This is a genomic window from Streptomyces sp. NPDC093221, from assembly GCF_044753885.1.
GTDB lineage: Bacteria > Actinomycetota > Actinomycetes > Streptomycetales > Streptomycetaceae > Actinacidiphila.
In genome coordinates, this window is sequence record NZ_JBIVOA010000001.1 from 956,647 (window position 1) to 973,958 (window position 17,312).

The following is a 17,312-nucleotide window of genomic DNA, read 5'->3' on the forward strand; positions in this document are numbered from 1 at the left end:
GTGGGGGCTGGTCGCGCAGTTCCTCCCCCAGCTACCGCTGGGAGGTGCCCCCAGCGCCCCTTCGGGGGCACGATCCGCCGTGCGGACAGCGCGCCGCCGCGACGGCTGGTCGCGCAGTTCCCCGCGCCCCCTACGGGGACGAAAATCGGGTTGACCCGGCGGGGGAGAATGGAGGGCGTGACCAGCGACCTCAGCCCCGTACCGCCCCGGCCCACCCTCACGGTGGGCTTCGACCTCGACATGACCCTCATCGACTCCCGCCCGGGGATCAAGGCCGTGTACGACCGGCTCTCGGCGGAAACCGGCGTGTGGATCGACTCGGAGCTGGCGGTCACGCGGCTGGGCCCGCCGCTGGACGACGAGCTGGCGAACTGGTTCCCCGCGGAGCGCGTGGCCGAGATCGGCGATCTGTACCGGGCGCTGTATCCGGACCACGCCATCGCGCCGACGCCCGCGATGCGCGGTGCGGCGGAGGCGGTCGCGGCGGTGCGGGCGGGCGGCGGGCGGCCGGTGGTGGTGACGGCGAAGTACGGGCCCAACGCGGAACTGCACCTGGCGCACGTCGGGATCGAGGCCGAGGTGCGCGGCTGGCTGTGGGCGGAGCAGAAGGCGCAGGCGCTGATCGAGTACGGCGCGAGCGTGTACGTCGGCGACCACGTCGGGGACGTGCGCGGCGCGCGGAAGGCGGGCGCGCTGTCGGTGGCGGTGGCCACGGGCCCGTGCGACGCGGCGGAACTGCGGGCGGCCGGAGCCGATGTCGTCCTGGACGATCTCACCGAATTTCCGGCCTGGTTCGCGGCCCACACGTCCGCGGCTGCCTGAGCGCACCGGGGACGGCGCAAGCCGCCGCCGGCTTCGGCGGGAGAGCCCGGCGGCCGGTTCAGGAACCGGCCGCGCCCCGCTCCCGTGAGGTCTGCCGCTGCGCGAGGGCGGACCGCAGCAGCCCGCACAGCGCCACCGCCATACCCACGCCCATCAGCATGGACACGAAATACGCGGGCGTCGGCAGCGTATGCGTGCCAAGCAACAGCGGCGCGACGGTGACGAGAGTGCCGACCGCGCCCACGAGGAAGACGATCGCGCCGACACGGACCAGGAGGTCACCGGCGCCCATGGTTTGTTTGCTCACCGGACAAGGGTAGATCCGTTCAGGGGGCGGTCGAACGGCCGGGGAACGGGACCTTGGCGTCTTGTCACACAGCACCAGGCCATTAGCCTTGGTGCCAGCGGGTCTCCGATGGACCCGCTGAAGTCTTATTCAGAGTCGTTTCGAGCAATGAGGACGAGGTCGGACGTGCCTACCGGCAAAGTCAAGTGGTTCAACAGCGAGAAGGGCTTCGGCTTTCTCTCCCGCGATGACGGCGGCGACGTCTTCGTGCACTCGTCGGTGCTGCCTGACGGAGTCGCTGCGCTCAAGCCCGGCCAGCGCGTGGAATTCGGCGTCGTCGCAGGACAGCGCGGTGATCAGGCGCTTTCGGTGACACTTCTGGATCCCGCTCCCTCGGTGGCGGCGGCACAACGCCGTAAACCCGATGAGCTGCTGCCGATCGTCCAGGACCTCACCACGCTGCTCGAAGACGTCGCGCGTTCCCTCCAGCGCGGCCGGTATCCCGACAAGGCGCACGGACACAAGATCGCTTCCGTACTGCGCGTTGTCGCCGATCAGCTCGACGTATGAGTCCGCTATGACGTAGGGAAGTCGACCGTTTTTAGCGCCGCTTTGCCGGAAGCCCGCCTTCCGGTAAAGCGGCGAAGTGCCGAAGTACGCAAGTGCCGAAGTGCGCAAGTGCGCAACGGGCACGGTGAATTCCGGCCACCCGACGAAAATCTCGGTCAGAATGCGAGCGCGTCGGGGGCGAGCGGCGGCACCAGTCCCTCGGCAGCGGCCCGCGTCAACAGTCCGCGTACGGCGGCGTATCCGTCCTCGCCGAGATCGGCGGTGAACTCGTTGACGTACAGCCCGATGTGCTGGTCCGCGACCGCGGGGTCCATCTCCTGCGAGTTCTCCAGCACGTAGTCGCGCGACGGCTCCGGGTCGTCCCACGCCATCCGCACCGACGTACGGGCCGATTCGGCGAGCGCGTGCAGCCGCTCCTTGCCGAGCGAGCGCTTGGCGATGATCGCGCCCAGCGGGATCGGCAGCCCGGTCGTCGCCTCCCAGTGCTCACCCATGTCCGCGAGCTTGTGCAGGCCGTAGTTCCGGTACGTGAAGCGCGCCTCGTGGATCACCAGACCGGCGTCCACCCGGCCGTCCCGTACCGCGGGCATGATCTCGTGGAACGGCAGCACCACGATCGCCCCGACCCCGCCCGGCACCTCGGTCGCCGCCCAGAGCCGGAACAGCAGATACGCCGTCGACCGCTCGCTGGGCACCGCGACCGTCTTGCCCGCCAGGTCCGCGCCCGGCTCCCGGGTCAGCACCAGCGGCCCGCAGCCGCGCCCCAGCGCCCCGCCGCACGGCAGCAGCGCGTACTCGTCCAGCACCCACGGCAGCACCGCGTACGACACCTTCAGCACGTCGAACTCGCCGCGCTCGGCCATCCCGTTGGTGATGTCGATGTCCGCGAAGGTCACGTCGAGCGGCGGCGCCTGCGGCACCAGGCCGTGCGCCCACGCGTGGAAGACGAAGGTGTCGTTGGGACAGGGGGAGTACGCGATCCGCAGCGCGGCGTCGTGCGGCGCCCCGGCCGGGCCCGTGTTCGCGGTGTCAGTCGTCATGTGTGGCTTCAACCTCCAAGGCGGCCGGGAGCTTCCCGAACGCCACCGTCAGGGCCGCCAGCGCGTCGCCGATCCGCCACGCCTCGCGGTCACGGGGGCCGACGGCGTTCGACACCGCGCGGATCTCCAGCATCGGCACGTCGTGCGCCGCGGCGGCCTCCGCCACCCCGAAGCCCTCCATCGCCTCCGCGACGGCGCCCGGGTGACGGCCGCTCAGCTCCGCGGCCCGCTCCCCGCTGCCGGTGACCGTGCTCACGGTCAGCAGCGGGCCGTACGCCGCGCCCAGCGCCCGCGCCACGCCCCGGCTCAGCCGCGCGGGCGGCCGGTGCTCAGAGGTGCCGAAACCCAGCTCCACGACCGGTACGAAGCCCTCGTCGGTCTGCGCGCCCAGGTCCGCCGCCACGACCGTCTCCGCGACCGTCACATGGCCGACGGGCGCGACCGGCGCGAAACCGCCCGCGATCCCGGCGCAGACCACCAGGCCGTACGGAGCGCCCGCCGCCTCGGCCAGCGCCAGCGCGGTCGCGGTGCCCGCCGCCGCTGCCGCCGGACCCACACCGGCGGCGATCACGTCCGCCGTCACGGCGGTGGGCGGTGGCGCCGCGCTCAGCCCTGCCTCGACGGCCGCGCGTTCGGCGTCCACCGCGGTCACGACGAGGAGCCTGCCGTAAGGCGCGGGCGCGGGACCGGGTTCCGGGCCGGGCGCGGGACCGGCGGCGCGGTCGGGTGTCACTTGCCGCGGACGAGCTTGATCTTCCAGATGCCGTACGTCTTGCGGCCCGTCAGGTCGCCGGACTCCACGATGTTCAAGGTGACTTCCTTGACCTGCGTGGACTGGCCGGTCTGCTGGTCCTGCACGGTGAACAGGGTGCCGCTGTCGAGCGTCCAGTACGTCTGGTTCTTGAGCAGTTCCTGCGTGACGAGCTGGGTGCCGTTGGCGAGCAGCCAGCCCTTCTTCGCCAGCTTCGGGTCGACGCCGATGCGTACCTGGTCGCCCAGGCCGACCGTGAGGTGGTGCTTGGGGGCGGCCGTCAGACACGCCTCGAAGATCGCCTGGGGGAGCAGCTTGCCGTGGGCGTAGCACTTGTCCACGGCTTCCGCGGTCACGGACCGGGTGCCCACGGTCACGGTTGCCAGGGGGGTCGGCTTGTCGCAGGCGGTCAGGGCGACGAGCCCGAGGGAGACGGCACCGATGGTGGTGGCAGCGCGGCGAATGCTCATGGCAGGAGGCTACCGGGCTGTTGCCCCCAGGCTGCGCGGGGGTGGGACGTGTCCCGCGACGGCCCGGCGATCACCGCCGCCGTACACCCGTACCGGTTACGGCCGGACCCCCGCCGCGTACGCCAGGGCCCCTACCGCGTACGGCCGGTGTCCTTACGCCACCCGTGCCGACGCCGTGTTGCCGCCGCGCCGCGCCGAGCCGAACAGGCCGCGTACCGACACCACGAACGCCACCAGCACCAGACAGGCCGCGACCGACATGCCGAGCTGGCCGTTGAGCGGGAGCACTATGCCCAGGCCGCCGCCGACCACCCAGGAGAGCTGGAGGGCGGTCTCGGAGCGGGCGAAGGCGGAGGTGCGTACCAACTCCGGCACGTCGCGCTGGATCAGCGCGTCCAGCGACAGCTTCGCCAGGGCCTGCGAGATGCCCGCGACGGCCGCCGCGGCGGCGACGGTGACCAGGCCGTACCAGGTGGCCGCGGCGATCGTTGCCGTCAGCGAGCAGATCAGGACGCTGCCGATGATGATCTCGGGGCCGCGCGCCTTCAGCCACGCGCCGAGCGCCGTGCCCAGCGCGTTGCCCGCGCCGGCGGAGACGACCACGACGCCCAGGGAGGTCGCCGCGGTGAGGCCGCCCAGCGGATGCTCGCGCAGCATGAACGCCAGGAACATCGTCAGGAAGCCGGACAGCGAGCGCAGCCCCGCGTTGCCCTGGAGGGCGTGCAGCACCGAGGAGCCGACGCCCAGCAGGCTCGGCCGCTTGCCCGGAATCCCCGACGGCTCCGGCGGCGCCTCCTCGTCGGCCGACAGCCGGACCTTGCCCTCGCCGCGCGAGGAGTCGACCTTCGAGGGCAGCGACATCGACAGCAGCGCGCCGACGATGAAGATCACGAAGGCGCCGTAGAGCGGCCACTGCGGGCCGAAGGCGTGCAGCCCCGCGCCGACCGGCGCGGCGATGGCCGTCGCGAGCAGACCCGCCAGCGTCACCCGTGAATTGGCCTTCACGAGTGTCGTTCTGTCCGGCAGAAGCCGTGGCACCACCGCGCTCCGCACCACGCCGTACGCCTTCGACGCCACCAGGACGCCCAGCGCCATCGGATACAGGCCGAGGCCCGCGGTGCTGATCACCCCGGCCATCGTCCAGGCCAGCACGCCGCGCGCCATCATCGCCATCGCTATGGCCGCCCGGCGGCCGTGCTGGAGCCGGTCGAGCAGCGGACCGATCACCGGGGCCAGGAGCGCGAACGGCGCCATCGTCACGAGCAGGTAGAGCGCGACCCGGCCGCGGGCCTGTCCGGTCGGGACCGAGAAGAACACCGAACTCGCGAGCGCGATCGTGATCAACATGTCGCCCGCCGAGTTCACGGCGTGCAGTTCGATCAGCTTCGCCAGCCCCGACTCGCCCGCGCCGCCCGCGTGTGTCGTACGCCTGATACGACGGCGCAAGGCACCGCCGGACCGCCCCACGCCGTTAGCGAGGGCGCGTCCGGCCCTGCGCACGGGCCCTGGGCCCGCAGTCACCGTTCGTGCCACGACAGCAATCCTGCCCCAATCGGAAGACCACGCACCCCCTCCTTTGCGCACGTGGTGCGCACAGGTAGCGTGCGATCGCGCAGAATGGGTGACAACAGGTGCGCCCGAAGACGCTCGGGCAGGGCCACGAAGGCAGAAAACCAAGGCGTCGAAGCGGTCCGCAGGTCCGCTCCGCCCCGGTTTTCCGCGTCGGGTCCGTCGCGTCGCGGCGCACACGTGAGACGGCGTAGAGAGAGAAACGATTTCTGTGAGTGCTGCGATGCGAAGCCGTACCCCTGACCGCCTGTGCGCCGAGGCGGTCGATGTCGCGCTGGCTGTGACGGAGGAGGCGGCGGGGCCGCAGTCCGTCGGCGAGCACCTCGGCGTCGTCGCCGAGGGGGACCGCGTCGTCACCCACTACTTCGCCTGTAAAGAGCCCGCCTACCGCGGCTGGCGCTGGGCCACCACCCTCACGCGGGCCTCCCGCGCCAAGGTCGTGACCATCGACGAGACGGTGCTGCTGCCGGGCGACGACGCGATTCTCGCGCCCGAATGGGTGCCGTGGAGCGAGCGGCTGCGGCCCGGCGACATGGGCCCCGGCGACCTGCTGCCCACCGAGGCCGACGACCTGCGCCTGGAGCCGGGGTGGACCGGCGAGGACGACGAGCGCTTCCCGGGCTTCCCCGACGGGTCGGCCGACGCCCCGGACGGCTCCGCGGGTCCCGAGAGCGCCGCGGACTCCTCCGACGCCGACTTCGTGGTGCCCACGCCCGCGACGATCACCGCGGTCGCCGCCGAGATCGGCATGGGACGGCCGCGGGTGCTCTCCCGCTACGGTCTGCACGCCGCCGCCGACCGCTGGGAGGAGCAGTTCGGCGCCAAGACGCCCATGGCCCAGGCCGCGCCCGCCAACTGCGTGAGCTGCGGCTTCCTCGTCGCGATCAAGGGCTCCCTCAGCCAGGCGTTCGGGATCTGCGCCAACGAGTTCTCGCCCGCCGACGGCCGCCTGGTCTCCCTGTCCTACGGCTGCGGCGGCCACTCCGAGGCCGCCGTGATGCCCAAGACCCCCACCCCGCCGCCGATGGTCCTGGACGACATGGAGGAGACCGAGCAGGTCTCCCTGCACCCCGGCCGCGTGTCCCCGGCGGACGACGACGCCGCCGGGGCGGACGGGCCGGGCGGCTCGTAGCCGCGGTACCCCCGGCCGGTGGGCCGGGGGCGGCGGTGAACCCCGTGCGGGCGACCGCGCCGCGCGGGCGCGGCGCCATTGGCGGTACGGTCGCCCCGACAGGGGCCCGGCCGCGGGCCGCAGCAACAACCGGAGGGCCACGTGAGCCGCGCAGGGACCCGACCGACGGTCGTCACGGAAGCCACCAGCGACCCCTTCGGCACCGCCGCGCTCCGCGCGGGCGTGACCACCGCCTGGTCCGCGTCGGCCGCCCGCTTCCGTGAGGACGCGAACGCCGAGGAGGACCTGGCCCTCGGCGGCTACCGCGACCGCCTCGTCGTGGAACTGGCCCAGAACGCCGCCGACGCGGCGGTACGGGCCGGTGTCCCCGGCCGCCTGCGGCTGACCCTCCACGGGGCCGGTGAGGGCGATGACGACCCCGCCCTGCTGGCCGCCGCCAACACCGGCGCGCCGCTCGACGCCGCCGCCGTCGAATCGCTGTCCACGCTCCGCGCCTCCGCCAAGCGCGACGACGGCCCGGCCGCCGTCGGCCGCTTCGGCGTCGGCTTCGCGGCGGTGCTGGCCGTCAGCGACGAACCGGCCGTGGTCGGCCGCACCGGCGGCGTCCGCTGGTCGCTGGCCGAGGCCCGCGCGCTGGCCGCCGAAGTCCCCGGCCTGACCGATGAGTTGCGGCGCCGCGACGGCCATGTCCCGCTGCTGCGCCTGCCGTTCCCCGCGGAGGGCCGCGCGCCCGACACGTACGACACCGTCGTGCTGCTGCCGCTGCGCGACGGCGCCGCGGGCGACCTCGCGGCCCGGCTGCTGGCGGCCGTGGACGACGCGCTGCTGCTCGCGCTGCCGGGCCTGTCCGAGGTCGTGGTGGAAACCCCGGACGGGGTACGGACCCTGACCCGCCGTCAGACCGACGACGGCGACGTGGTCATCGAGGACAGCGACCGCGACGGCGCCGCCCGCTGGCGGGTGTCGTCCGCCTCCGGCGCCCTCACCCCCGACCTGCTGGCCGACCGCCCGGTCGAGGAACGGCTGCGCCCCGTCTGGTCGGTGACCTGGGCGGTCCCCGTGGACGAGGAGGGCGCCCCGGCCGCGCCCCGCACCGCGCCCGTCGTCCACGCGCCCACGCCCACCGACGAACCGCTCGGCCTGCCCGCGCTGCTGCTCGCCTCCTTCCCGCTCGACCCGACCCGCCGCCACGCCGCCCTCGGCCCGCTCACCGACTTCCTGCTGGCCCGCGCCGCCGAGTCGTACGTGGCGCTGCTGGCCGGCTGGCGGCCGGTCGGCACCGGCGTGGTCGACCTGGTGCCGGGACCGCTGGGCAAGGGCGAACTCGACGCCGAGCTGCGCCGCAGAATCCTCGCCGAGCTGCCCCGTACCGCCTTCCTGCCGCGCGCCGCCGAGCCGCGCCCCGACGACCCCGAGGCGGCGCAGAAGGCCGCGGACGACGGCTCCTGGGACGGCGGCGGCCCGCTGGCCGGTGAGGCGCCCGCGCTGCGCCCGGTCGAGGCCGAGGTCGTGGAGGGCGCCACCGCGCAAGCCGTACGCGTCCTGGCCGAGGTGCTGCCGACGCTGGTCCCCTCCACGCTCGAACGGCGGCCCGCGCTGCGCCAGTTGGGCGTCGCCCGGCTGACCCTCGCCGACGCCGTGGACCGCCTCGCGGGCACCGAACGCCCCGCGGGCTGGTGGTGGCGCCTGTACGACGCGCTGGCCGGAACCGACGCCGACGTCCTCAGCGGCCTCCCGGTGCCGCTCGCCGACGGCCGTACGGTCGTCGGCCCGCGCCAGGTGCTGCTGCCGGTGCCGGGGGAGGGGGACGACGGCGACACGGGCGCGGTGGACCCCGCCGCGCTGGCCCGCCTCGGCCTGCGCGTCGCCCACGCCGACGCCGTGCACCCGCTGCTCGAAAAGCTCGGCGCGTCCCCCGCCACCCCGCGCGCCGTCCTGACCACCCCTCAGGTCAGGGCCGCCGTAGCCGCCTCGCTGGACGACGAGGGCGCCGCCTGGGACGACGAGAACGCCCTGGACGCCGAGGAGTTGGCCGACACCGTCCTCGCTCTGGCCCGCGCGGCGGGGCTCGCGCCCGGCGAGGAGCCGTGGCTCGCCGCCCTCGCGCTGCCCGACGAGGAGGGCGAACTCGCCCCGGCCGGCGAGCTGGTCTTCCCCGGCAGCGCCCTGGAATCCGTCCTGCGCGAGGGCGAACTGGCCGCCGTGGACGCCGAGTTGGCCGAGCGCTGGGGCGAACAGCCGCTCGCCGCGGTCGGGGTGCTCGCCACCTTCGCGCTGGTCCGCGCCGCCGACGTCGTCCTCGACCCCGACGACCTCGAACCGCGCGACAGCGACTGGGCCGAGCCCGACGACATCGGCCTGCTCGACGCCGTCGACGTGTGGTGCGAGGACGTCCTGGACCGCCTCCCCGAGACCGACGTGCCGCCGGTCGCCACCGAGGTGATCGGCGTCCGCGACCTCGACCTGGTGGACGACGACGCCTGGCCGCAGGCGCTGGCGCTGCTCTCCCGCCCCCCGCTGCGCGACGCGATCACCGCGCCCGTACGCGTCCTGCTCCCCGACGGCACCACCGACTCCGTACGCCCCTACGCCGCCTGGTGGCTCCGCGACCACCCCGTGCTCGACGGCCGCCGCCCGGTCGGCCTGCGCGCGGCGGGCGGCGACCCGCTGCTCGCCGGGCTCTACGACGAGGCCGCCACCGGCACGGCCGTCGACGAGCAGGTGCTGCGGGCGCTGGGCGTCCGCACCTCCGTACGCGCGCTGCTGGACGAACCGGGAGGGGCCGCCGAACTCCTCGCGCGGCTGGCCGACCCCGAGCGGCGGGTCACCCCCGCCCAGCTCCACCACCTCTACGCGGCGCTGGCCGAACTCGACCCCGAGCAGGTCACGCTCCCCGACGACCTGCGGGCCGTCGTGGACGGCGTGCCCCGCGTGGTCGACGCCGCCGACGCGTTGGTCGCCGACGCCCCCGACCTGCTGCCGCTCGCCGCGGGCCGCGCCCTGCTGCCCGTGCCGCCGCGGCTGGCCGCGGACCTCGCCGACCTCTTCCAGGTCCGCCGCCTCAGCGACGCCGTCGAGGCCCGTGTCGTCTCCGAGGGCGAGATCCACGACGTGCTGCCCGCCGTCCACGACCTGCTCCCCGGCGCCCCCGCCACGTACATCGAGCACGAGGAACTGCTCGTCACCGGGGACGTCGAACTCTCCTGGCGCTACGTCGACGGCACCCTGCACGCCTCCACGGTCGAGGGCGTGGCCGCGGGCCTGGCGTGGGCCACGGCCCACTGGCACCGCCGCTTCGAACTGGCCGCACTCCTCGAAGACCCCACCCGTACCGAGGAGTTGGCCATGGACCGCTGGTTCGACTGACGGACCCTCAGGCGTGGGGGTTCACGCCGTGTCGCGCCTGCGCACCCACCCCCACACCACTTCGAGCACCAGTCCGCCCGCCACCGCGATACCGACGGCCGTCCACGGCATCTGCGCGCCCACCAGCTTCAGCGCGAAGAAGGACTGGAGCCACGGGACGACCAGCACGATCAGGAAGCCGACGCCCATCGCCAGCACCAGCGCGATCCGCCACCAGGTATAGGGCCTGGCCACGATCGCCAGCACCCACACCTCCAGCAGGAACAGCGTGAGCGTGGCCGCGCTGGTCTCGGCGTCCAGCGCCCCGCTGCCGGAGTAGTGGTGCCGGGCCAGCAGGTACGACAGCATCGCCGCGAGCCCGCAGATGATCCCCGCGGGGGTCGAGTACCGCATGACCCGCCGGACGAAATGCGGCTTGGCCCGCTCCTTGTTGGGCGCGAGCGCCAGGAAGAAGGCGGGCACGCCGATGGTGAGCGTGGACAGCAGCGTGAGGTGCCGCGGCAGGAAGGGGTACGGCACCTGCCAGCACACCACGAGCACCGCGAGCAGCACGGAGTAGACCGTCTTGGTGAGGAACAGCGTGGCGACCCGGGTGATGTTGCCGATCACCCGCCGGCCCTCGGCGACCACCGAAGGCAGCGTCGCGAAGCTGTTGTTGAGCAGCACGATCTGCGCGACCGCGCGGGTGGCCTCGGAACCCGACCCCATGGACACGCCGATGTCGGCGTCCTTGAGGGCGAGTACGTCGTTGACGCCGTCGCCGGTCATCGCCACGTTGTGCCCGCGGGACTGGAGGGCGCCGACCATGTCCCGCTTCTGCTGCGGCGTGACCCGCCCGAAGACGGCGCCGTCCTCCAGCACTTGCGCCATCTCGTCCTGGTCGGTGGGCAGTTGGCGGGCGTCCACCGGGGCGTCCGCGCCCGGCAGCCCGAGCTTGCCGGCGACCGCGCCGACCGACACCGCGTTGTCGCCGGAGATGACCTTGGTCTGCACATTCTGCTCGGCGAAGTACCGCAGCGTGTCCCCGGCGTCGGGCCGCAGCCGCTGTTCGAGGACGACCAGCGCGTACGGGGTGACGGTCTCGGCCACCCGCGGGTCGTCGAGCGGGCGGTCGGTGCGGGCCAGCAGCAGCACCCGCAGGCCCTCGTTGTTGAGCTGGTCGATCTCGGCGAGCGAGCCGTGGCCGGTGGGCAGCAGCACGTCGGGCGCGCCGAGCAGCCACGTACTGCTGGTGCCGTCGGGCTCGTTGAAGGCGGCGCCGCTGTACTTGCGGGCCGAGCTGAAGGGCAGCGCCTCGGTGCAGCGCCAACCGCCGTCCGCGGCGGTGTCCTTGGCGGCGCTGTCGTCCTGGTCGCCGTCCTGGGAGCCGCCGTTGGAGCCGTCCTTCGAAGCGCTGCCGCCCGGCCGGGGGTAGGCGTCGATGATGGCCTGGAGGCTGGCGTTGGGGCGCGGGTCGGAGGCGCCGAGCGCGGACAGGACGCGGGCGACGTAGTCGCGGTCCGCGCCGTCCAGCGGGCGCAGGTCCGAGACGTCCATGCCGCCCTCGGTGAGGGTGCCGGTCTTGTCCAGGCAGACGATGTCCACCCGTGCCAGGCCCTCGATCGCGGGCAGTTCCTGGACCAGGCACTGCTTGCGGCCCAGCCGGATCACGCCGATCGCGAAGGCCACCGAGGTCAGCAGCACCAGACCCTCCGGCACCATCGGCACGATGCCGCCGACCGTACGGCGGACGGCCTCGCTGCCGTCGTGGCTCTCCACCGTGAACTGGCTGATGATCAGGCCGACCGCGGTCGGCACCATCATCCACATCACGTACTTGAGGATCTGGCTGATGCCGTTGCGCAGCTCGGAGTTGACCAGCGTGAAGCGGGACGCCTCGTCGGCGAGCTGCGCCGCGTACGCCTCCCGGCCGACCTTGGTGGCGGTGAAGGCACCGCCGCCCGCCACCACGAAGCTGCCGGACATCGCCTGGTCCCCGGCGTGCTTGAGCACGGGGTCGGCCTCACCGGTCAGCAGCGACTCGTCGATCTCCAGGCCGTCGGCCTCCTCGATGACGCCGTCCACGACGACCTTGTCACCGGGGCCCAACTCGATGAGGTCGCCGAGGACGATCTCCGAGGTGTGGATCTCGGCCGACGCACCGTCACGGCGCACCGAGGGCTTGGACTCGCCGATCACGGCGAGGCTGTCCAGGGTCCGCTTGGCGCGCAGCTCCTGGATGATGCCGATCGCGGTGTTGGCGACGATCACGAAGCCGAAGAGGCCGTCCTGGATCGGACCGACCACCAAAATGATCAGAAAAAGGAAGCCGATGATCGCGTTGAACCGGGTGAAGACATTCGCCCGGACGATCTCGGAAGTTGAGCGGGAGGAGCGTACCGGTACGTCATTGACCTCGCCGCGCGCGACGCGTTCCGCGACCTCGCCGCCGGTCAGTCCCGGTTTCCGGGTGACGACCTCCGTGTCCGTGCGTTCCGTCATGGGTCCGACGGTACGTGGCGCCCGGCGCTTCTACCCGGCGGAGGTCCCTTCCTGACCGCGCGCCGCGGCGGCGCGACGGATCGCGGCCCGCCGCGCGGTGACGTATTTCAGGCCGATCAGCCCGAGCCCCGCACCCGCCAGACAGGTCCAGATCAGCCACGTATGGCCGTGATCCGCGTACCAGCCGTAGAAGGGGAGCTGCACGACGAACAGCACGGCCCAGATGATCGTGCCGACTGTGACAGTGGCCACATCGTTGGCCTCCAGCGGCTCTGGGGCCTCGCGCAGGGGGGTCCGGTTGCTGCTCATGCGCCCATCGTAAGGGGGCCGGTCGCGGTGCCCGCGAGGTGGTGGCGGCCCTGCGGTTCAAGGATCTACGCGCGCAGATGGCGTTTGACAAGTTGTTTATTCATACTGAAGCAGCCACGCGCTGGCCGAATTTGTTCGTATGATCATCCAAGCTGAGTACCTTGAGGACCCGTATGCCGCCCGCCGCCCCCGGCCTTGACCGCTATTTCCGGATCTCCGAGCGCGGGTCCAGCGTCCCGAGGGAGATTCGCGGCGGTCTCGCCACGTTCTTCGCGATGGCGTACATCATCGTGCTCAACCCGATCATCCTCGGCTCCGCCGTGGACAAGTACGGCCACCACCTGGTCGGCGGCCAGCTCGTCACCGCGACCGTGATCACCGCCGCCTTCACCACCCTGCTGATGGGCGTGGTCGGCAATGTGCCGATCGCGCTCGCCGCCGGGCTCGGCGTGAACACCGTCGTCGCCCTCCAGCTCGCGCCCAAGATGAGCTGGCCGGACGCGATGGGCATGGTCGTGCTCGCCGGTTTCGCGATCATGATCATGGTCGCCACCGGGCTGCGGGAGCGCGTGATGAGCGCGGTGCCGCTCGGCCTGCGCAAGGGCATCGCGATCGGCATCGGCCTGTTCATCATGCTGATCGGCCTGGTCGACTCCGGCTTCGTCACCCGTATCCCGGACGCCGCTCACACCACCGTGCCGCTCCAGCTCGGCTCCGACGGCCACCTCAACGGCTGGCCCGTGCTGATCTTCATCCTCGGCACGCTGCTCACCCTGGCGCTGATCATCCGCAAGGTCGCGGGCGCGATCCTGATCTCCATCGTCGCGATGACGGTCCTCGCGGTGATCGTGGACGCCGTCGCCGACATCCCCGCGGCCAACTGGGGCCTCACCGTTCCCAAGTGGCCCGGCAATCCGGTCGCCAGCCCCGACTTCGGCCTCATCGGCAAGGTGAGCCTCTTCGGCGGCTTCCACCAGGTCGGCATCCTGACCGGCGTGCTCTTCGTCTTCACCGTGCTGCTGTCCTGCTTCTTCGACGCGATGGGCACCATCCTCGGCGTCAGCGACGAGGCGGATCTGCTGGACGAGAAGGGCGACCTGCCCGGCATCAACAAGGTGCTGATGATCGACGGCATCGCCACCGCCGTCGGCGGCGCCTCCTCCTCGTCCGCCAACACCTGCTTCGTGGAGTCCACGGCGGGCGTCGGCGAGGGCGCCAGGACCGGTCTCGCCAGCATCGTGACCGGCCTGATGTTCGTGCTCGCGCTGTTCTTCACACCGCTGGCCACCATGGTCCCGGCCCAGGCGGCCACGCCCGCCCTGGTCGCGGTCGGCTTCCTGATCCTGGCGGGCTCGGTCCGGGAGATCGACTGGAGCGACTTCACCATCGCGGTGCCGGCGTTCCTGACCATGGTGATGATGCCGTTCACGTACTCGATCACCAACGGCATCGGCATCGGCTTCCTGAGCTTCTGCCTGCTGCGGCTGGCCGCCGGCCGCGGGCGCGAGGTGCCGGTCGCGCTCTACGCCGTGGCCGCGGTCTTCGCCTTCTACTACCTGATGCCCGCGCTCGGCCTGCTCTGAGCCGGTGCCTGAGGGGTGGGGGCGGGTCCGCTCAGCGGCCCGTCCTGCCCGTAGAACCGCTCGGTCTCGTCGACGGCCGTCTTGAACCGTTCGTCGAAGTCGTCACGGATGAGCGCCTGGACCACATAGTCCTGGGCGCTCATTCCGCGTTTGGCGGCATGGTCGCGGATCCGGTCCCACAGGTCTGCGTCTATGCGGAGGCTGAGCACTCTCGATGCCATACGCCCAAAGGTCCCCGGACGGGGGGCCGCCGCGGGGGACTTTCGGCGGCCATCTCACCCGTATGGGTGAGATAAGGGCACATGAGGGTTGAGTGGGGTCCCGCTTGGCCAAGTTTTACTTAGATTAGCTAATGAGCTAACCTAATGAACGTGACCGAACTGTCCGAGGACGACCGCGCCGCGGTGAATTCGCTGCGCTCCGCCGTGATGCGCCTCTCCCGCCGACTGCGCCACCAGCGTGTCGACGAGACGCTCAGCCCGACCGAGATGGCGGTGCTGGGCACCCTGGCCCGCTGCGGGTCCGCCACCCCTGGCGAACTGGCCCGCAGGGAACACGTGCAGCCGCCGTCGATGACCCGCATCGTGGCGATGCTCGAGGCCAAGGGGCTGGTCCGCCGGGAACCCCACCCCGACGACCGGCGCCAGGTCGTGGTGAGCCAGACCGAGCAGGCCGAGGCGATCCTCGCCGACGCCCGCGACACGCGGAACGCCTGGCTGGCCCGGCTCACCGAGGGGCTGACCGACGAGGAGCGCGCGGTGCTCCGCGAGGCGGCTCCCGTCCTGGAGAAGCTCGCTCACCTGTGACCGGTAGGACGTCGTACGACGCGCGTGAACCGTATGACCGTATGACCAGCACGAAGCGTGTGACCTGCACGAACCGTATGACCGTATGACCTGCGCGAACCGTATGACCAGCACGACCAGCACGACCAGCACGAACCGCACGACCGTATGCACCGCACGAGCTGTATGACCCGTACGACACCTGTGCCGCGCGAGCCATCGGACAGCATGACCGACCACCTGTTGAAGGGGAGGCGAGACCCGATTGAGTTCGGCAGCCGGACCAGGCACCGCAACCGAACCTGACCGACCCGCGGACGGCAGGACGAGCACCTTCAGCTCGCTCAAGGTCCGCAACTACCGGCTTTTCGCGACCGGCGCCGTGGTGTCCAACACCGGCACCTGGATGTCGCGGATCGCCCAGGACTGGCTGGTGCTCAGCATCACCGGCTCGTCCTTCGCGGTGGGCATCACCACCGCGCTGCAATTCCTGCCGATGCTGCTCTTCGGCCTCTGGGGCGGCGTCATCGCCGACCGTTACCCCAAGCGGCAGATCCTGATCCTCACCCAGGCCGTACTCGGCCTCCTGGGACTCCTGCTGGCCGCCCTCACCCTCAGCGGTGTCGTCCAGGTCTGGCACGTCTACACGATCGCCTTCCTGCTCGGCATGGTCACCGTGATCGACAACCCCGCGCGGCAGACCTTCGTCATGGAGATGGTCGGCCCGAGCCATGTGCGCAACGCGGTCTCGCTCAACTCCGCGAACTTCCAGTCCGCGCGCCTGATCGGCCCCGCCGTCGCCGGTGTGATGATCACGGCCGTCGGCAGCGGCTGGGCCTTCCTCTTCAACGGCCTGTCCTTCATGGCCCCGCTCGTCGGCCTGCTGCTGATGCGCACCTCCGAGCTGCACCGGGTCGACCGCGTGCCCCGCGGCAAGGGCCAGCTCCGCGAGGGCCTGCGCTACGTGGCGGGCAAGCCGGACCTCATCTGGCCGATCGTCCTGGTCGGCTTCATCGGCACCTTCGGCTTCAACTTCCCGATCTGGCTCTCCGCCTTCGTCAACCAGGTCTTCCACAGCGGCGCCAGCACCTACGGCCTGCTCAACACCCTGATGGCGGCCGGTTCCCTGCTCGGCGCGCTGCTCGCCGCCCGCCGCACCCGTACCCGGCTGCGCATGCTGGTCGCCGCGGCCTGCGTCTTCGGGCTGCTGGAGGCCGCCGCGGCCGTGGCGCCCGCCTTCTGGATCTTCGCCGTCCTGCTGGTCCCGATCGGCATCTTCGGCCTGACCTTCAACACGACGGCCAACGCCACCGTCCAGCTCGCCACCGAACCCGTCATGCGCGGCCGGGTGATGAGCCTGTACATGATGGTCTTCGTCGGCGGCACCCCGATCGGCGGTCCGGTGATGGGCTGGGTGACCGACACCTACGGCGCCCGCGTCGGCTTCCTGTCCGGCGGCCTGATCTCCGCGGCGGCCGCGGTGGCCGTCGCCATCGTCCTGGCGCGGATCGGGGGCCTCCGGCCCTGTCTGAACCTGCGTCGCGGCAGGACCAAGGGCCGGCCCCTGCTCTCCTTCGTGCCTCGCGAGCCGGTCACCGGCGATGTGGACGCCGAGGACGCGCCGGAGGCGGCGGGGGAGGGCGCTCCGGCGCCCGGCCCGGACGCGAAGACGCCGACGCCTCAGGGCCAGGCGCGGGACCGGTCCCAGGCCCAGGCTCAGACCCGGTCCCAAGCCCAGGCTCAGTCCCAGGCGCGGCCTCAGACCCAGCCTCAGGACGACGAGTCGGCGCCCCGGCTCACCCCGGCCGTATGAGCCCGCGCGGGCTCACGGGACCGGTGCGGGCGGCTGCCCAGGCGCGGGACCGGTCCCAGGCTCAGTCCCGGACCCGGTCCCAGGCGCGGCCCGTATGAGCCCGCGCGGGCTCACGGGACCGGTGTGGGCAGCGGCCCCCGCCGGGTCGGTTCCGGCACGGCCGGTTCCGTCCCGGTCGGTTCGGGCACGGCTGGTTACGGCACGCCTGCTTATGGCATGGCTCGCTCCGGCCCGGTCGGTTCGGGCACGCCTGCTTATGGCATGCCTCGCTCCGGCCCGGCGCGTTCCGGGCCGCCCGGTCACGGCTCGCTGGGCCACGGCTCGCCCGGTCCCGG

15 protein-coding genes are annotated in these 17,312 nt (G+C 72.3%); 7 read left to right on the forward strand and 8 right to left on the reverse strand.

Translation table 11 applies throughout. The annotated features are described in order from the left end of the window. Positions 1 to 168: 168 nt before the first annotated feature. Positions 169 to 822, forward strand: a complete 654-nt coding sequence (locus ACIQCJ_RS04295) for a haloacid dehalogenase-like hydrolase (protein ID WP_391043085.1) — start codon at positions 169 to 171, stop codon at positions 820 to 822. A 58-nt stretch (positions 823 to 880) separates the two neighbouring features. On the opposite strand, the gene ACIQCJ_RS04300 is transcribed toward ACIQCJ_RS04295, so the two are convergent. Beyond that, positions 881 to 1,129 (reverse strand): hypothetical protein, encoded by a 249-nt coding sequence (locus ACIQCJ_RS04300; RefSeq protein WP_355337403.1) that lies wholly within the window; start codon positions 1,127 to 1,129, stop codon positions 881 to 883. A 165-nt stretch (positions 1,130 to 1,294) separates the two neighbouring features. Between ACIQCJ_RS04300 and ACIQCJ_RS04305 the strand changes: the two genes are divergently transcribed. Beyond that, positions 1,295 to 1,678 carry a cold-shock protein gene (locus ACIQCJ_RS04305; protein ID WP_033173507.1) on the forward strand — a complete coding sequence of 128 codons (384 nt, stop codon included), beginning with the start codon at positions 1,295 to 1,297 and terminating at the stop codon, positions 1,676 to 1,678. 155 nt (positions 1,679 to 1,833) lie between these two features. On the opposite strand, the gene ACIQCJ_RS04310 is transcribed toward ACIQCJ_RS04305, so the two are convergent. The 4 genes from ACIQCJ_RS04310 to ACIQCJ_RS04325 all read right to left on the reverse strand — a co-directional run bounded on the left by ACIQCJ_RS04310 (position 1,834) and on the right by ACIQCJ_RS04325 (position 5,472). After that, on the reverse strand, positions 1,834 to 2,718 hold the full coding sequence (locus ACIQCJ_RS04310; RefSeq protein ID WP_355337408.1) for a 1,4-dihydroxy-6-naphthoate synthase: 885 nt from the start codon (positions 2,716 to 2,718) through the stop codon (positions 1,834 to 1,836). Continuing rightward, on the reverse strand, positions 2,708 to 3,370 hold the full coding sequence (locus tag ACIQCJ_RS04315) for a futalosine hydrolase (protein WP_355337411.1): 663 nt from the start codon (positions 3,368 to 3,370) through the stop codon (positions 2,708 to 2,710). Before ACIQCJ_RS04315 ends, ACIQCJ_RS04310 begins: the two co-directional genes overlap by 11 nt. A gap of 77 nt (positions 3,371 to 3,447) precedes the next feature. Continuing rightward, complete coding sequence (locus ACIQCJ_RS04320; RefSeq protein ID WP_355337414.1) at positions 3,448 to 3,939, reverse strand: hypothetical protein; 492 nt, start codon at positions 3,937 to 3,939, stop codon at positions 3,448 to 3,450. Between the two features lie 153 nt (positions 3,940 to 4,092). After that, positions 4,093 to 5,472 (reverse strand): MFS transporter, encoded by a 1,380-nt coding sequence (locus ACIQCJ_RS04325; RefSeq protein WP_391043088.1) that lies wholly within the window; start codon positions 5,470 to 5,472, stop codon positions 4,093 to 4,095. Positions 5,473 to 5,731: 259 nt separating this feature from the next. Here ACIQCJ_RS04325 and ACIQCJ_RS04330 point away from each other — a divergent pair, with 259 nt between their 5' ends. Then, positions 5,732 to 6,640, forward strand: coding sequence for a DUF3027 domain-containing protein (locus ACIQCJ_RS04330; RefSeq protein WP_402710647.1), 909 nt, complete (start codon positions 5,732 to 5,734; stop codon positions 6,638 to 6,640). Between the two features lie 141 nt (positions 6,641 to 6,781). Beyond that, positions 6,782 to 10,006, forward strand: a complete 3,225-nt coding sequence (locus tag ACIQCJ_RS04335; protein ID WP_402710648.1) for a sacsin N-terminal ATP-binding-like domain-containing protein — start codon at positions 6,782 to 6,784, stop codon at positions 10,004 to 10,006. Positions 10,007 to 10,027: 21 nt separating this feature from the next. On the opposite strand, the gene ACIQCJ_RS04340 is transcribed toward ACIQCJ_RS04335, so the two are convergent. Both ACIQCJ_RS04340 and ACIQCJ_RS04345 read right to left on the reverse strand, forming a co-directional pair. Continuing rightward, positions 10,028 to 12,487: an HAD-IC family P-type ATPase gene (locus ACIQCJ_RS04340; RefSeq protein ID WP_402710649.1), complete on the reverse strand. Its 2,460-nt coding sequence runs from the start codon at positions 12,485 to 12,487 to the stop codon at positions 10,028 to 10,030. A gap of 30 nt (positions 12,488 to 12,517) precedes the next feature. Then, positions 12,518 to 12,796, reverse strand: a complete 279-nt coding sequence (locus tag ACIQCJ_RS04345) for a DUF2530 domain-containing protein (RefSeq protein WP_355337425.1) — start codon at positions 12,794 to 12,796, stop codon at positions 12,518 to 12,520. 173 nt (positions 12,797 to 12,969) lie between these two features. Between ACIQCJ_RS04345 and ACIQCJ_RS04350 the strand changes: the two genes are divergently transcribed. Continuing rightward, positions 12,970 to 14,379 carry an NCS2 family permease gene (locus ACIQCJ_RS04350; RefSeq protein WP_402710855.1) on the forward strand — a complete coding sequence of 470 codons (1,410 nt, stop codon included), beginning with the start codon at positions 12,970 to 12,972 and terminating at the stop codon, positions 14,377 to 14,379. Here ACIQCJ_RS04350 and ACIQCJ_RS04355 read toward each other — a convergent pair. Then, positions 14,349 to 14,600 (reverse strand): ribbon-helix-helix protein, CopG family, encoded by a 252-nt coding sequence (locus tag ACIQCJ_RS04355; RefSeq protein ID WP_355337428.1) that lies wholly within the window; start codon positions 14,598 to 14,600, stop codon positions 14,349 to 14,351. The genes ACIQCJ_RS04350 and ACIQCJ_RS04355 overlap by 31 nt on opposite strands. Before the next feature lie 144 nt (positions 14,601 to 14,744). Here ACIQCJ_RS04355 and ACIQCJ_RS04360 point away from each other — a divergent pair, with 144 nt between their 5' ends. After that, positions 14,745 to 15,185, forward strand: coding sequence for a MarR family transcriptional regulator (locus ACIQCJ_RS04360; RefSeq protein ID WP_355337431.1), 441 nt, complete (start codon positions 14,745 to 14,747; stop codon positions 15,183 to 15,185). A 244-nt stretch (positions 15,186 to 15,429) separates the two neighbouring features. After that, entirely contained in the window at positions 15,430 to 16,977 is a 1,548-nt protein-coding gene (locus ACIQCJ_RS04365) for an MFS transporter (RefSeq protein ID WP_402710650.1), read from the forward strand. Positions 16,978 to 17,312 lie beyond the last annotated feature (335 nt).

What these genes read in the sequence shown, in the direction of transcription:
- ACIQCJ_RS04330 (WP_402710647.1), top strand. Translation starts at nt 5,732, where the DNA reads ATGCGAAGCCGTACCCCTGACCGCCTGTGCGCCGAGGCGGTCGATGTC.
- ACIQCJ_RS04310 (WP_355337408.1), bottom strand. Translation starts at nt 2,718, where the DNA reads ATGACGACTGACACCGCGAACACGGGCCCGGCCGGGGCGCCGCACGAC.
- ACIQCJ_RS04345 (WP_355337425.1), bottom strand. Translation starts at nt 12,796, where the DNA reads ATGAGCAGCAACCGGACCCCCCTGCGCGAGGCCCCAGAGCCGCTGGAG.
- ACIQCJ_RS04360 (WP_355337431.1), top strand. Translation starts at nt 14,745, where the DNA reads ATGAACGTGACCGAACTGTCCGAGGACGACCGCGCCGCGGTGAATTCG.
- ACIQCJ_RS04295 (WP_391043085.1), top strand. Translation starts at nt 169, where the DNA reads ATGGAGGGCGTGACCAGCGACCTCAGCCCCGTACCGCCCCGGCCCACC.
- ACIQCJ_RS04350 (WP_402710855.1), top strand. Translation starts at nt 12,970, where the DNA reads ATGCCGCCCGCCGCCCCCGGCCTTGACCGCTATTTCCGGATCTCCGAG.
- ACIQCJ_RS04320 (WP_355337414.1), bottom strand. Translation starts at nt 3,939, where the DNA reads ATGAGCATTCGCCGCGCTGCCACCACCATCGGTGCCGTCTCCCTCGGG.
- ACIQCJ_RS04355 (WP_355337428.1), bottom strand. Translation starts at nt 14,600, where the DNA reads ATGGCATCGAGAGTGCTCAGCCTCCGCATAGACGCAGACCTGTGGGAC.
- ACIQCJ_RS04340 (WP_402710649.1), bottom strand. Translation starts at nt 12,487, where the DNA reads ATGACGGAACGCACGGACACGGAGGTCGTCACCCGGAAACCGGGACTG.